13 protein-coding genes are annotated in these 14,427 nt (G+C 39.8%); 12 read left to right on the top strand and 1 reads right to left on the bottom strand.

Going from position 1 to position 14,427, the window contains the following annotated elements; translation table 11 throughout:
- The first annotated feature begins 23 nt into the window (after nucleotides 1–23).
- The 9 genes from HNQ80_RS02465 (at nucleotide 24) to HNQ80_RS02425 (ending at nucleotide 11,485) form a co-directional block, all read left to right on the top strand.
- On the top strand, nucleotides 24–1,481 hold the full coding sequence (locus tag HNQ80_RS02465; RefSeq protein ID WP_184308048.1) for a sigma-54 interaction domain-containing protein: 1,458 nt from the start codon (nucleotides 24–26) through the stop codon (nucleotides 1,479–1,481).
- 288 nt (nucleotides 1,482–1,769) lie between these two features.
- A complete protein-coding gene (locus HNQ80_RS02460) occupies nucleotides 1,770–2,948 on the top strand; it encodes an acetyl-CoA C-acetyltransferase (protein ID WP_184307848.1) in 1,179 nt (392 codons plus the stop codon).
- A 26-nt stretch (nucleotides 2,949–2,974) separates the two neighbouring features.
- Entirely contained in the window at nucleotides 2,975–3,628 is a 654-nt protein-coding gene (gene atoD / locus HNQ80_RS02455) for an acetate CoA-transferase subunit alpha (RefSeq protein WP_184307846.1), read from the top strand.
- A complete protein-coding gene (locus HNQ80_RS02450; protein ID WP_184307843.1) occupies nucleotides 3,628–4,287 on the top strand; it encodes a 3-oxoacid CoA-transferase subunit B in 660 nt (219 codons plus the stop codon). Before atoD ends, HNQ80_RS02450 begins: the two co-directional genes overlap by 1 nt.
- A 71-nt stretch (nucleotides 4,288–4,358) precedes the next feature.
- On the top strand, nucleotides 4,359–5,705 hold the full coding sequence (locus HNQ80_RS02445; protein WP_184307841.1) for a short-chain fatty acid transporter: 1,347 nt from the start codon (nucleotides 4,359–4,361) through the stop codon (nucleotides 5,703–5,705).
- Between the two features lie 262 nt (nucleotides 5,706–5,967).
- Complete coding sequence (locus HNQ80_RS02440; protein ID WP_184307838.1) at nucleotides 5,968–6,774, top strand: hypothetical protein; 807 nt, start codon at nucleotides 5,968–5,970, stop codon at nucleotides 6,772–6,774.
- Between the two features lie 82 nt (nucleotides 6,775–6,856).
- Entirely contained in the window at nucleotides 6,857–7,822 is a 966-nt protein-coding gene (locus HNQ80_RS02435; RefSeq protein WP_184307836.1) for an AEC family transporter, read from the top strand.
- A 145-nt stretch (nucleotides 7,823–7,967) separates the two neighbouring features.
- Nucleotides 7,968–9,848, top strand: a complete 1,881-nt coding sequence (gene htpG / locus HNQ80_RS02430; RefSeq protein WP_184307833.1) for a molecular chaperone HtpG — start codon at nucleotides 7,968–7,970, stop codon at nucleotides 9,846–9,848.
- A 278-nt stretch (nucleotides 9,849–10,126) separates the two neighbouring features.
- Complete coding sequence (locus tag HNQ80_RS02425; RefSeq protein WP_184307831.1) at nucleotides 10,127–11,485, top strand: metallophosphoesterase; 1,359 nt, start codon at nucleotides 10,127–10,129, stop codon at nucleotides 11,483–11,485.
- Between the two features lie 117 nt (nucleotides 11,486–11,602).
- Here HNQ80_RS02425 and HNQ80_RS02420 read toward each other — a convergent pair whose 3' ends face one another.
- Nucleotides 11,603–11,863 carry a glutaredoxin domain-containing protein gene (locus HNQ80_RS02420; protein WP_184307829.1) on the bottom strand — a complete coding sequence of 87 codons (261 nt, stop codon included), beginning with the start codon at nucleotides 11,861–11,863 and terminating at the stop codon, nucleotides 11,603–11,605.
- 173 nt (nucleotides 11,864–12,036) lie between these two features.
- Between HNQ80_RS02420 and HNQ80_RS02415 the strand changes: the two genes are divergently transcribed.
- From HNQ80_RS02415 to HNQ80_RS02405, 3 genes are all read left to right on the top strand, one after another.
- Nucleotides 12,037–12,813 (top strand): GNAT family N-acetyltransferase, encoded by a 777-nt coding sequence (locus HNQ80_RS02415; RefSeq protein ID WP_184307826.1) that lies wholly within the window; start codon nucleotides 12,037–12,039, stop codon nucleotides 12,811–12,813.
- Nucleotides 12,814–13,008: 195 nt separating this feature from the next.
- A complete protein-coding gene (locus tag HNQ80_RS02410; protein ID WP_184307824.1) occupies nucleotides 13,009–13,920 on the top strand; it encodes a helix-turn-helix transcriptional regulator in 912 nt (303 codons plus the stop codon).
- Nucleotides 13,921–14,001: 81 nt separating this feature from the next.
- On the top strand, nucleotides 14,002–14,253 hold the full coding sequence (locus HNQ80_RS02405; protein ID WP_184307822.1) for a zinc ribbon domain-containing protein: 252 nt from the start codon (nucleotides 14,002–14,004) through the stop codon (nucleotides 14,251–14,253).
- Nucleotides 14,254–14,427: the final 174 nt, after the last annotated feature.

The raw sequence follows: 14,427 nt of genomic DNA, 5'->3' as shown, positions 1-14,427 counted from the left end.
GGGGCTGAGGAGGTATTACCGTGATGGAAGAATTTTGTTCTGCCAATGTGGAGAATGAGTCCAATTACCAAATGAAAAAGCTGAAAGAAAGTATAGAGATGATAGAGGAGCTTTTTGACAATGCCTATCATGGGATGGTTTTGGTAAATGAAGAAGGTAGAATCGTTAAATGGAATTATGAAAAGCTGTTGGGAATCAAGGAGGAGACAGTACTCAATAAACGTGTGGAAGATGTCATAGAGAATACGAGACTCCACATTGTGGCGAAGACAGGAGAAAAAGAGCTGGGAGAAATACAAAAAATACAGGGTCATGATATGATTACCAGCCGTGTACCCATTGTTAAAGATGGAAGGATTATCGGAGCTGCTGGAACAGTCATGTTTAAGGATGTAAAAGAGCTTAAATCTTTGGCTTTAAAAATGGAGACATTGATGAGCACTGTCCATAAATATCGAGGAGAAATTACAAAGTTCTATGAAGCCAAGTATTCCTTTGATCACATTATTACAAAGGATAAGCACATGATTTACTTGAAGGAGATTGCAAGGAGAGCGGCAGAGAGTAATTCAACAATTCTTATTCAAGGGGAAAGTGGGACAGGCAAAGAAATTTTTGCCCATGCCATCCACAATGCCAGTTTGAGAAAATACGGAAGTTTTGTATCCATCAATTGTGCAGCAATTCCTAAGGAACTTTTGGAAGCAGAATTATTTGGTTATGAAGGCGGAGCTTTTACTGGGGCTAAAAAAGAAGGAAAGCTTGGGAAATTTGAGCTGGCCAAAGGTGGTACCATATTATTGGATGAAATCGGAGACATGCCTCCAGAGATGCAGGCCAAGCTTCTCCGCGTATTGGAAAGCCGAGAATTTGAGCGGGTAGGAGGGACAAATCTCATTGAATTGGATGTGAGGGTCATTGCATCCACCAATGAAAAACTAGAAGAGGCCATTCAAAAGGGAACTTTTCGGCAGGACTTATATTATCGGTTGAATGTGGTGCGGATCGATATTCCGCCCCTTAGGGATAGAATAGAGGATATTCCGCTGTTGGTGACATATATTTTAGAGAGCCTAGCCAATGACTTGAAGATATTACCGAAAAAAATTTCTGACGAAGCCTTGGATATTTTACTTGCCCATGATTGGCCTGGAAACACAAGGGAGCTGAGGAATACCCTTGAGCGAGCGTTAAACATAGCCTCGGGAGAAGTAATTCGGTGGGACCATCTCCCTGAATACTTGATGAAGTATAAAAAAGTGCCTGTGAAGCCAGACGAAGAATCGCTGCTACTAAAAGACATTGTAGCCAAGGCGGAAATTGAAGGGATTCAAAAAGCCCTTCAGGTATGTGGTGGGAATCGAACCTTAGCAGCAAAAAAATTAGGCATCCATAGAACGGCGATTTATAAAAAAATAGAGGCATATGGCCTAGACATCTCCATGTTGGATGGTGATGAAAAGAAGTTGTGTAGAAAATAAGATACAAAAAAGAAATAGTGTAGACAAATGTCTACACTATTTCTTTTTGATTATGTTCATTGATTTTGTTTTATAAGATTTATGTAGAAAAATTTCTACATAAATGAAATAATCCAAACTTACTCAAATCATTGTACTTTAAATGAAATGGTGTAGACCCTTAAAAAACATGGCTTTCACAGACGGGAAAAAAGTTGGCATACAAATTGCTATATAAAGGTATCATTTTCTCGTTTCATTCAATCCAATGAAAAAAAGATGATCATAAAAATAAGGAGGTTATTTTACATGAGAGAAGTTGTTATTGTAAGTGCAGTCAGAACACCTATAGGTGCCTTTGGTGGTTGCTTTAAAAATGTGTCTGCCGTAGAACTGGGTACAATCACTGCAAAGGAAGCCATCAAAAGAGCAGGAATTAAGCCAGAAATGATTGATGAGGTTATCTTTGGAAATGTGCTGCAGGCAGGGCAAGGTCAGAATGTTTCGAGACAGGTTTCCATGGGGGCAGGTATCCCGGAAGAAGTGTCATCTTTTACAGTGAACAAGGTATGCGGTTCTGGATTAAAAACTGTTGCTTTGGCAGCTCAATCGATTATGGTTGGGGAAGCCGACGTGGTTTTGGCTGGAGGAACAGAAAGTATGAGTTCTGCTCCCTATCTTCTAGAGGGTGCCAGATGGGGAATGAGAATGGGAGATCAAAAGGTTGTAGACTATATCATACGAGATGGTTTATGGGATGCGTTTCATGACTACCACATGGGCATTACGGCAGAAAATATCGCAGAAAGATGGAACATATCTAGAGAAGAACAGGATCAATTTGCCCTTCAAAGTCAGAAACGGGCGGAAGAAGCCATCAAATCGGGAAGATTTACTGAAGAGATTGTTCCTGTACCCGTGCCCCAGCGAAAGGGAGAACCACTCATGGTGAATACCGATGAACATCCGAAATTTGGAACAACCATAGAAAGTTTGACTAAACTGAAGCCAGCTTTTAAGAAGGATGGAACGGTTACAGCAGGAAATGCTTCGGGTATTAATGATGGTGCGGCGGCTTTAGTACTCATGTCCAAGGAAATGGCTGAAAAACTGGGAATAGAGCCTTTGGCAACCATTGTCTCCTTTGCTTCCGCAGGGCTTGATCCGAAGATTATGGGATATGGACCTGTACCGGCTTCCAGAAAAGCATTGGAAAAAGCAGGCTTCACCCCAAAGGACATCGATTTGGTAGAGGCCAACGAAGCCTTTGCAGCACAATCTTTGTCAGTAGTGAAGGATTTAGGCTTAGACCCTGAGAAAACCAACGTCAATGGTGGCGCCATTGCTTTAGGTCATCCTATTGGTGCATCAGGGGCAAGAATCCTGGTAACCTTGATACATGAAATGATAAAAAGGGATGCGGAAACAGGGTTGGCTACCCTTTGCATTGGTGGCGGACAAGGGATTGCTATGGTGATCAAGCGATAGATAGAAAGCAAAAGGAGGATATATTTATGAATAAAAGCATATCTATAGAAGAGGCTGTCACCCATGTTCAAGATGGTATGACGATAATGGTTGGAGGATTTCTAGGTTGCGGAAGCCCACAAAAGCTGATTGACGCTTTGGTTGAAAAAGGAGTAAAGGATCTAACGTTGATTTGCAACGATACGGCTTTTCCAGATGCAGGTGTTGGGAAAATGGTTGTAAATAAGCAGTTCAAGAAGATTATTACTTCCCATATCGGTACAAATCCGGAAACTGGACGCCAAATGAATGAGAAAGAAACAGAAGTGGATTTGGTTCCCCAAGGAAGTTTGGCAGAAAAAATACGGGCAGCAGGTGCCGGTTTGGGTGGTATTTTAACGCCAACAGGCGTAGGCACAGAAGTAGAAAAAGGAAAAGAAAAAATGGTGTTGAACGGAAAAACCTATCTGCTTGAGCTGCCTTTAAAGGCGGACGTGGCCTTGATCTTTGGACACAAGGTAGATGAGAAAGGAAATATTTGCTATAAGGATGCAGCTAGAAACTTTAATCCTCTGATGGCTACGGCAGCAGATGTGGTGATCGTGGAAGCAGAGCATCTAGTAGCAGTAGGAGAACTAGATCCCAATGAAGTGATGACCCCGGGTATCTTTGTAAATTATATTGTAGGAGGTGAAAAATAATGGATAAAAATGAAGTGAAAATTGTCATAGCCAAAAGAGTAGCCAAGGAATTTAAAGACGGGGATGTTGTAAATTTAGGGATTGGTTTGCCTACCATGGTGGCAAATTATATAGCGCCAGATATGGATGTCACTCTCCAATCAGAAAATGGATTTGTAGGCATTGGACCAGCAGCGGAAACTGGAAAAGAAAACAAGTACATTGTCAATGCAGGAGGACAGCCTGTTACCATAAAAATGGGAGGTGCTTTCTTTGATAGTGCCATGTCTTTTGGTATCATACGTGGAGGACATGTGGATGCTACGGTGCTAGGTGCACTGCAAGTAGATCAGGAAGGAAATTTGGCAAATTGGAAGATACCAGGGAAGATGGTTCCAGGTATGGGTGGTGCCATGGATTTGGTGGTTGGCGCAAAGAAAGTGATTGTAGCCATGGAGCATACTGCAAAAGGCGAGCCTAAAATACTAAAGAAATGCAGCCTGCCGTTAACGGCTGTTCAAGAGGTAGATTTGATTATTACAGAAATGGGCGTGATGGAGGTTACGACTCAGGGAATTGTGCTGAAAGAGATTCATCCAGATTTTACGATAGAAGATGTAAAGCGGGCAACAGAAGCAGACCTTATTGTTGCAGAAGATTTAAAACCTATGGAGATATAAATTGTTTGGGTACTGCTTGCCTAGGCGAGTAGTACCCAAGAATATATATTCAATGAAAGGGGAAAGAGAAGATGTTTAAACGATTTACAAATGGCTGCGTTACATTGGTTCAAAAGTATTTACCGGATCCATTTTTATTTGCAGTAATCCTGACGCTGATTGTATTTGTCTTAGGTATTATATTTACAGGACAAAGTGCAATGGCAATGACTGTCCATTGGGGGAAAGGTTTTTGGAGTCTGTTGGCCTTTTCCATGCAGATGGCCTTGGTTTTAGTAACAGGTCACACTTTGGCTAGCGCGCCCAGCATTAAAAGAGGTTTGAAGAATTTAGCTGGACTTACAAAAACACCTACCCAAGCAATCCTTGCCGTTTCATTCGTGTCTGCCATTGCGTGTTGGATTAACTGGGGATTTGGTTTGGTTATTGGCGCATTATATGCAAGGCAATTGGCCAAACAAGTGAAAGGCGTGGATTATCGTCTGCTGATTGCCGCAGCCTATTCTGGATTTTTGGTATGGCATGGTGGATTATCTGGTTCCATACCATTGACCCTTGCAACCCCTACGGCAGATTTAGCCGGTATGACAAGAGGGGCTGTCACAGAAATGATTCCTACTAGTCAAACGATTTTTTCTCATTTTAACTTAATCATTTCTGGACTTGTTATATTTACGTTACCTTTTGTGAACAAAGCGATGCATCCAGATCCAGACAAGATTATTATGGTAAACCCAGAAATGTTATTAGAGGCTGAAGTGTGTACTACTGAAAAAGCTGCTACAGCAGCAGACAAAATGGAAACGAGTCCGGTGCTGTCCATATTGATTGGGGTACTAGGTTTAGCATATATTTTCTACTACTTTATAAACAATGGTTTTAGCTTAAATCTAGATATTGTGAACTTCATATTCTTAATTTTAGGAATTTTATTACATGGAACGCCAAGACGATTCTTAACAGCCATTGGAGAAGCGGCCAAAGGTACGGCAGGAATTATTCTACAGTTTCCTTTTTATGCAGGAATTATGGGGATGATGGTAGGCATGAGTGCAGAAGGGCTTTCTCTGGCAGGAGCAATGTCCAATGCTTTCGTAAACATTTCCACACCTAGAACCTTCCCTTTGTTTACATTCTTAAGCGCGGGATTGGTAAACTTCTTCGTGCCATCTGGCGGTGGACAGTGGGCAGTTCAGGCTCCGATTATGATGCCTGCTGGAGCCGAATTGGGTGTTCCGGCAGCCAAAACAGCCATGGCCATTGCATGGGGTGATGCATGGACCAATATGATACAACCTTTCTGGGCATTACCTGCTCTAGGTATTGCAGGCCTTGGTGCAAGAGATATCATGGGGTTCTGCATTATTGATTTAATCTATACAGGTGTGATTATCGGTCTTGGATTAATGTTTCTATAAGGATAGGCTTGTAAAATAAAAAATGAAAAAAGTGTTACATGAAATGTTTCATGTAACACTTTTTTTTTAGAAAGAAAAGGTAGCAAACAGCCATTTGTCTATGCGCAATGATTGGCATAAAATTTGCAAATAATTACTTTCAGCTTTCATTCAATGGGTATAGAATTGTAAAAGTTGGCCAACCTTGGAATTCTATTTCCTTGTATTGTCTGTTACAAAGTCTGTAGAAATTTAAAATATGAATGGGAATTAGGAGGTAAAAATGTTTGAGGTGAAAGTAACGGAAACCGTTTTTCAGAATATGCACCCATCCTTGATTGCAAAACGAATAGAAGGCGGGGAAATGATTTCACTTCTAAAGAAATTGGATAGTATTGGATATTATGCTTTAGGGGTTTGGAATGAACACGCTTTTGATGCCTCCCACGGGGCTTTATATGAAAACCCATGGGAAAGATTAAAAATGATGCGAAAATTTGTGACCCACACAAAACTGCTATTGTCATTGACAAAGCAAGCTACGGAGGGACAGAAAAGAGAAACGTTTATAAGAAAGGCTGTGTATCATGGGGTGGATATCATTAGAATTCTATATACATCAACGGAAATGGGGGAAATAGAAACCTGCGTAAGGACTATTCAAAAGGAAGGGGGACAAGGGCAAATAGCCATTGCATATACGGCAGCAGCTCCCTATGATATAGGGCATTATCTAGGGATTGCTCGAAGGATGAAAGAAATAGGCGCGGAGTCTATTTGTCTGGTCGATCAACATGGAGGGCTTACACCTTATAGCGCATTTGAAATGATAACTATGCTAAAACATGTGATAAAAATACCTGTTCACTTTCATAGCTGCCATAACAGCGATATGGTTTCTATGGCATATCTAAAGGCAATTGAAGCAGGTGCTGATGTTATTGATGCATCCATATCCATGGAAACACCAGGCTGTTCTGGTCTTTCTACAGAAACCATTGTTAAGGCATTAAGCGGTACAAAATATGATACAGGATTGGATGTGGCAACATTAAAAGAAATCTCAGCGTGTATGGAACGATGGAGATAAACAATAAATATCCGCATATAAAAAAAGATTCAAATGAATGCCGCCTATTCATAAAAGAATTTGTCATCGAAAGGAGAAACAAATGAAGATTTTTTTCCATATTTTAAGTTATAATATTCTTCCCATTTTTGTACTGATTTTCTTGGGATATTTTATTGGTAAAAGAAAAAGCACCCATATTTATACGTTAAGCATCATCAATCTAAATATTTATCTTCCTGTATTTGTTTTTGTAAACCTATATACGACAGAAATGCCTATTGAAATGATGAAAGTGTTTATCTATGCAATCATATTTGTGGTGATAACTGGTTTTACGGCCCGTTGGTTTGCAAGGATGCGAGGTTATGATGATCGGATGACCAATGCATTAAAGAATGCTACGATGTTCTATAATGCTGGCAACATGGGGATTCCTCTTGTTATGACGGTATTTAGCAGCAGTCCCTTTGTAAAAAATGGACAGACCCCATATCTGAATATGGCCCTCGCAGTACAAATTATGATCTATATCGCTCAAAATATTACGATGAATACCATTGGTTTTTTTAATGCAGGACGTGGGAATATGCACTGGAAGGATACCATTAAAAAAATACTTGCCATGCCTACAATCTATGCAATTCCCTTGGCATTTCTAATGAAACATGTTCCTTATGATCTAACACAGATTCCAATTTGGTCTGCAATCATGCATATTAAGGAAGGATTTGTGGCGTTGATTTTGATGACGCTTGGTATCCAGTGTGCGCAGACTCAAATGGATATAAAAAATAAAGAGGTCTATATGGCAGCTGCCATTCGAATGGTGGGAGGGCCAATTTTAACATTGTTGCTGATTTACATGATGAAGTTTGATGGGGTGATTGCCCAGACTATATTGATTTCATCAGCTGCACCTACAGCAGTTAATACCGCCCTTATGGCCTTAGAATTTGATAATTGTGCTGATTATGCTTCACAGGTGGTTATGGCTTCTACCTTATTGAGTGGAATTATGCTGACTGCTGTGATTTATATGTCAGGGATACTCTTTCCTGTTGTATAAAAATTAGCACTCCTTATCAGGGAGTGCTAATTTTTATATTGACTGAAAATTTATATCGTTGTAATATAAATTTGTAAAAGGGGTGAGATCTTACATCCTTAACTGATAATCAACTACATAATTTTAAATGATAAGGAGGGCATTTATGAGTAAGGAAAAAGGAAGTTTGTCTATTCATAGTGAGAATATTTTTCCCATTATTAAAAAGTGGCTCTACTCAGACCATGACATCTTTATTCGAGAGTTAATCTCAAATGCTTGTGATGCCATTACCAAGGTAAAAAGGCTGAGCAGCCTAGGCGAGGCTCATCTAGGCGGCAAAACAGACTTTCAGGTAAAGGTGATCCTGGACACAACGGCAAGGACGTTAAAGTTTATTGATAATGGCATCGGTATGACCGATGAGGAAGTAAAGAAATATATCAATCAAATTGCCTTTTCAGGAGCTGAGGACTTTTTAAAGACTTATAAGGACAAAGGAGATATCGATCAGATTATTGGTCACTTTGGCCTTGGTTTTTATTCAGCCTTCATGGTAGCTGATATGGTGGAGATTGATACCTTATCTTATCGTCAAGGAGCCCAAGGGGTGAAATGGCGTTGCGATGGTGGCACAGAGTTTGAGATGGAGGAAGGCAGCAGAACCCATAGAGGGACAGAAATTACGCTCCACCTGGGACCAGATGGAGAGACCTTCTTAAGTGAATACACTGTAAGATCTACTATTGAAAAATACTGCTCCTTTATGCCATATCCAATCTATTTTGAAGTGGCAGATAAGGAACCAGAGAAAGATAAGGATGGAAATATTATTATTACTGAGCCTGAGGCGTTGAACGATGTGCTTCCGCTATATCTGAAGCAGCCTAGCGCTTGTACCGATGAGGAATATAAAGAGTTTTATCGAAAAACCTTCAGAGATTTTCAAGAACCCCTTTTCTGGATTCATCTGAATATGGATTATCCATTCAACTTAAAAGGGATTCTGTATTTCCCCAAATTAAACACGGAGTTTGATACCATTGAGGGACGCATCAAGCTTTACAATAGTCAAGTCTTTATCGCAGACAACATCAAGGAAGTTATCCCTGAATTCTTGCTGCTTTTAAAGGGTGTTATTGATTGTCCAGACTTACCATTAAACGTATCTAGAAGTTTTCTTCAGAATGATGGTTTTACCAAAAAGATTTCCGATTATATTACAAAAAAGGTAGCCGATAAATTGAATGGTCTCTTTAAGTCAGGACGAGAAGGCTTTGAAAAATTCTGGGATGATATTAGTCCATTTATTAAATATGGTTCTATCAAGGATGATAAGTTCTATGAGAAGATAGAATCCATCCTCCTATACAAAACAACCGATGAACAATATGTAACGATTGAGGAATACCTGGAAAAGCATACTGGAAAGCTAGAGAAGCAGGTCTACTACGTTTCAGATCCTGTGCAGCAAGCCCAGTATGTCAGTTTACTGAAAGCCCACGGAGTAGAAGCTGTGATCCTGGACCATAGTATTGACTCTGCCTTCATATCCCATATTGAAATGAAAAAGAATGATATCCGCTTCAAAAGAGTTGATTCTGATATTTCAGAGCTTATGAAGGAGCAGGATCAGACTGATGAAGAGACGAATAAGGTAGAAGTGGAGAATGTAACCAAGGTCTTTAAAAAAGCACTAGCAAAAGAAGACTGTAAGATTCAGCTTGAAAGCTTAAAGTCTGAAGATGTGGCGGGTATGATCATTCTATCGGAAGATAGCCGAAGGATGCAGGAAATGATGAAGCGTTATAACATGGGAGGGTTTAACCCAGGGATGTTCCCAAGTGAAGAAACCCTTGTACTGAATAAAAAGCATCCTCTGATACAATATATTTTAGGCCATACCAACGAGGAAACAGAGTTATTGGATTTAATTGCGCAACAGGTATATGATTTAGCCGTACTCAGTCACAAGCCCCTTGCACCAGAGGCTATGGCAAACTTCATCAAACGAAGTAATGAGATCATGAAGAAGATGATCTCTTAGTAGGGAATCTATAGGAAACGAAGGGAGTAACAGTGCTTACTCCCTTTTTTGATATATAGGAAATTATGATTTTCAATTTCCTATATATGGGGTGTGCAGAGGGGATTTCCCCTTTGCCGTATTCAGGAAGGTCCTCAGGAACCTGCATTGCAGGCGTCGAAGGAAACCTAGGGTTTCCTAGCGAAAACAAATTGCCGATAGGCAACTTTGTTCCTGTTGTTTTTAGTGGAAGAATCATGTATATATAAAATAGCAGTTAAAAAAGAAAGGGGGTCCCTATGAGAAGAAAAACGAAATTACTTCTGGCAATTGCTGTGGTACTTATACTAGGATCCATTGGCATTTTTCTAAGGGATCAACAGACGGCCACCCGGTTAAAAGCAGGGGAAGAGGTCACCTTTTTCGTGGCTTCCGATATCCATTATTTAGCAGACAGTTTAAAGGATGGAGGAGAAGCTTTTAAAAAGTATGTTGCCCTTGGGGATGATGGAAGAGAGCTAGATTATATTGATGAAATCATGAGGGCCTTTATTTATGATATTCAAAGGAAAAAGCCAGAGATTTTGCTGGTTAGCGGGGATTTAACAAACAATGGAGAAAAGGCAAGTCACCTGGAACTGAAGGAGTTGTTTAAGGAAATTGAAGCATTGGGCACATCGGTATACGTCATTCCAGGAAATCATGATATACTCAATCCTTGGGCTACAGGCTTCAAGGAAGATCAACGATACGCAACAGAGACCATCAATGACAAAGATTTTAAAAAGATATATGAAGATTTTGGATACAAGGATGCTATCGCCAGGGATCGAACAACATTGAGTTATCTTGCAGCTCCTTCAGAGGATCTATGGCTGCTGATGCTGGACACAAATCAATATAGGAATAACATGAAAGATGGTAGACCTGAAGCAGGGGGGGTAATTGGGCCTAAAACCTTAGCCTGGATTAAAGAATGTAGTGATTTGGCGAAAAAGAAAAATGCGAAGATTATTACTGTGATGCACCACAATCTGCTGGACCATAATGAAATGATCCAAGAGGGATATACCCTGGACAATCATAAGGAATGCTTAACGGTATTTGAGGAGCAAGGATTGAACATATTTTTATCGGGCCATATTCATATTCAGGACATAAGCTCCTATAAACCGGCAGAAGGCCAAGGAAAGAGCCCAATCTATGATATTGTCACAAGCTCTTTGAACGTCTACCCCCAGCAATATGGCGTGCTGCAGTATTCACCGGATAGGGAGGCCTATGACTATAGTACTGCATGGGTTGATGTGGAAGGCTGGTCGAAGGAAGCTGGAATTGTGGATGAGAATATAAATCATTTCAAGGACTATTCGGAAAAATCCTTTGGAAAAGAGGCCTACTATATGGCTTATCTTGCTTTGGTGGGTCTTAATCATTATACCGAGGAAGAACTGGATTGGATGGCGAAAACCATGGAAATATTAAATATAAGATATTTTGCAGGCAAAGATCATGACGGAGAAGAAGAGATTAAAGAATCCAAGGGATTTGAATTATGGAAGGTAGCACCCAATAGCTTTGTAAAAAGATATCTTATGAGCATATTGAAAGATCAGGATATGGAGGACAATAGATTGCATATGGAAATAAGAGAGTAATGGAAAAAATTGTAGAGCTTTCTAAAGGATGACAATGCTGCGTATTTGTTCTAAAGCTACAACAATCAATTAGAAAAGGAATTCTAGCAAAATCAGAATTCCTTTTCTAGAGAGGCCTTACTCAGAGGCCGTTTCTAAAACCTTACGAATGATATCCTTCGTTGCAGCCCCTTCATGGACTTTTACACCATCCACATAGTATGTAGGTACATAATAATAGTCATATTTATTGGCAATCTCGGGCTGTCGTCGTTCATCAATCTTCTGAATATCGATGTTGAAATACTTTACATTTTCCTTTTTGAGTTCCTCCATCCATGTACTGGCTTCCTTACAGAATGGACACGACTCCATGGTAAACATCAATACAGATTTCATTTGTATCACTCTCCTTTTTCATTTTAAATCAACAGCTTTCTAAGGTAAAAAACATATGAGAGAATGAAAGGACAGATTAAATAGAGAAACTATATATATTATACCCAACTTTGAGATCCTCAACAAAGGGTAGACGCATAAAATCAAATTTTATATTGGTTTGGAGGACAATCATGATCAGAGAAATTCTAGAAGAGGAATATGGCGAAGTGCTTGAATTTATAAATCAAGACCCTGGGCGGAATTATTTTATTCGTCTAGGCCTTGAAAATGGGAAAAAGGTATATGAAAAGCTCATAGGAGAATGGGATCATGAACAAAGACTAAAGGCAGTGCTTTTTCGCCGTAAGCTAGGAAATTTGCAGTTCTATGCCAAAGGTGACTTTGATATAGAAGGTTTTGTAGGATGTATGAGAGAGCTGGAGTTCAAAGCTTTGATTGGGCCTGCTTCCTATTGTGATCAATTTTTGGGAAAAGGTCTATTTGCTTCTGCCCATGAGGGAGCCATTATTGCCAAACTAGCTGCTTTAGGCCAAACTATGGAATATCCTATCTCTGAGGAAATAGAGATCCTCAAGATTCAGGATTTGGATGAGGTCGCAACGATCTATGAAAAAGTATTTACTGGGTTTAGCTCAAAGGCCGTGATGGAGGAAAGACTCAACAGTGGCAGAGGCCGAGGTCTATGCATACGTCGAAATGGAAAAATCGCAGCCGTTGCCCAAAGTGAATTTGAAATGGAAACCTCGGCTTTGATTGTTGGTGTTGCCACGGATCCAGAATACCAGGGAAAAGGATTGGGAACAGCGTGTGTAAAAGCATTATGCGATCAACTGTTGAAGGAAGGCAAAGATCTCTATTTGCAGTATGACAACATGGATGCAGGAAGGATTTATGAAAGATTGGGATTTAGAGCCTTTGATCAGGTAAAGCATTATGTAGGCTTCTAATAATGAAGGAATGAGTAGGGTAGAAAGATAAAAAGCCTCTATGTATTCAAAAAGATCATTTATGAAAAATATTGGGGAAGAGGAGCACTTCCTGAGTCTTATTTGACTATGATGATGAAAAGAATTAGAGGATTCCGAGAATAGATATAGAAGTAAAAAGAGAACCATCATTTTTTGCTTTGGAGTGTTAACCCTATGAAATTAGAAAGGCTGCTGGCCATTGTCATCAAGCTGCTGAATAAAGAACGAGTGACTGCCAAGGAGTTGGCAGATTATTTTGAAGTGTCGGTACGAACCATACAAAGGGATATCGAGGCCATCAATATGGCAGGTATCCCTGTCTTTGCATACAAAGGGCAAAACGGAGGCTACGGTGTTTTAGAGGATTACGTGATTAGCAAAAGCTACTTTACCAAGACAGAGCAAAGTCTGCTATTAACAGCTCTCCAAGGTGTATACAAAGCATATGATGATAAAAATCTACAGGATATTATGGACAAGCTATCGGCCGTTAAGCGGAAAGATCATCCTATAAAAACCAACAATGTGCTAATGGATTTTAGCCCCTGGGGAGATTCAGTAAAACGAAGGGAAAAGGTCAATATCATCAGAAGGGCTATAGAAGAGAATAAAATCATTAAAATAAACTATCTGGATCTTAATGGTAAGGCAACTTGGAGAGAAGTAGAACCTATGGCTTTGATTCTGAAGGTGAATATATGGTATCTTCATGGGTATTGCCATTTGCGTCAAGACTATCGATTGTTTAAGCTGACCAGAATCAGGGAGCTTCAGGTTACAGATCACGGCTTTATGAGGAGAGAAGGGCCCGTGATGTACGACTTTGATCATGATAAGAGGGAAAAGATAAAATTGATTCTTAAATTCGAGCAGGAGGCACTGAGTAGGCTCGATCAATATTTTGAACTGGAAGGCTTGGATATACAAGGAGATGGATCTGTCTATGTAACTGTAAAATATCCAGAGGATGAATGGGTCTATGGAATGATTTTGAGCTTTGGAGATAAGGTGGAGGTCATAGAGCCAGAACGCATCAGAAGAATTATTTTGGAGAGAACAAAAAACATTCTAAAAAAATATGAATGATCAAATGAATTACGACATGCTGTTGTCATATTGGAACTCCTATAATGAAAATGAAAGAAATATCATTGAGGAGGAGATCGAATGAAGGAGAGAATATGTCAAAGCTGTGGAATGCCCATGGCAACTGAGGAATTGCTGGGAACCAATCAAAATGGATCTAAGAACGACGACTATTGTTGTTACTGCTTTCAAGATGGTAAATTTGCTTCTGAAGTGACCATGGAAGAAATGGTAGAGATCTGTGTACCCCATATGGTCCATCAAGGAATGAAAGAGGAACAATCAAGGCAGATCATGAAAAGTCTATTACCTACTTTGAAAAGATGGGCATAGGGTCCCTATCTAATGGGATAGACTCAAAAGAATGGACAGCAATTATAGGCTATAAAACAAGTGGGAGATTGATATAAAGAATCAGTCTCCCACTTGTTTTATAGAGAGCCGTATCTATAGTGTGCTTTTTTCCTCATAAATCTGTCAACAGCTTTAAGTAGGTGTTTATATGCG

This window comes from Anaerosolibacter carboniphilus (genome assembly GCF_014205875.1).
Lineage (GTDB): Bacteria > Bacillota > Clostridia > Peptostreptococcales > Thermotaleaceae > Anaerosolibacter > Anaerosolibacter carboniphilus.
Note: the sequence above shows the minus strand (reverse complement) of the source record. Positions and strands in the feature narration are given on the sequence as shown.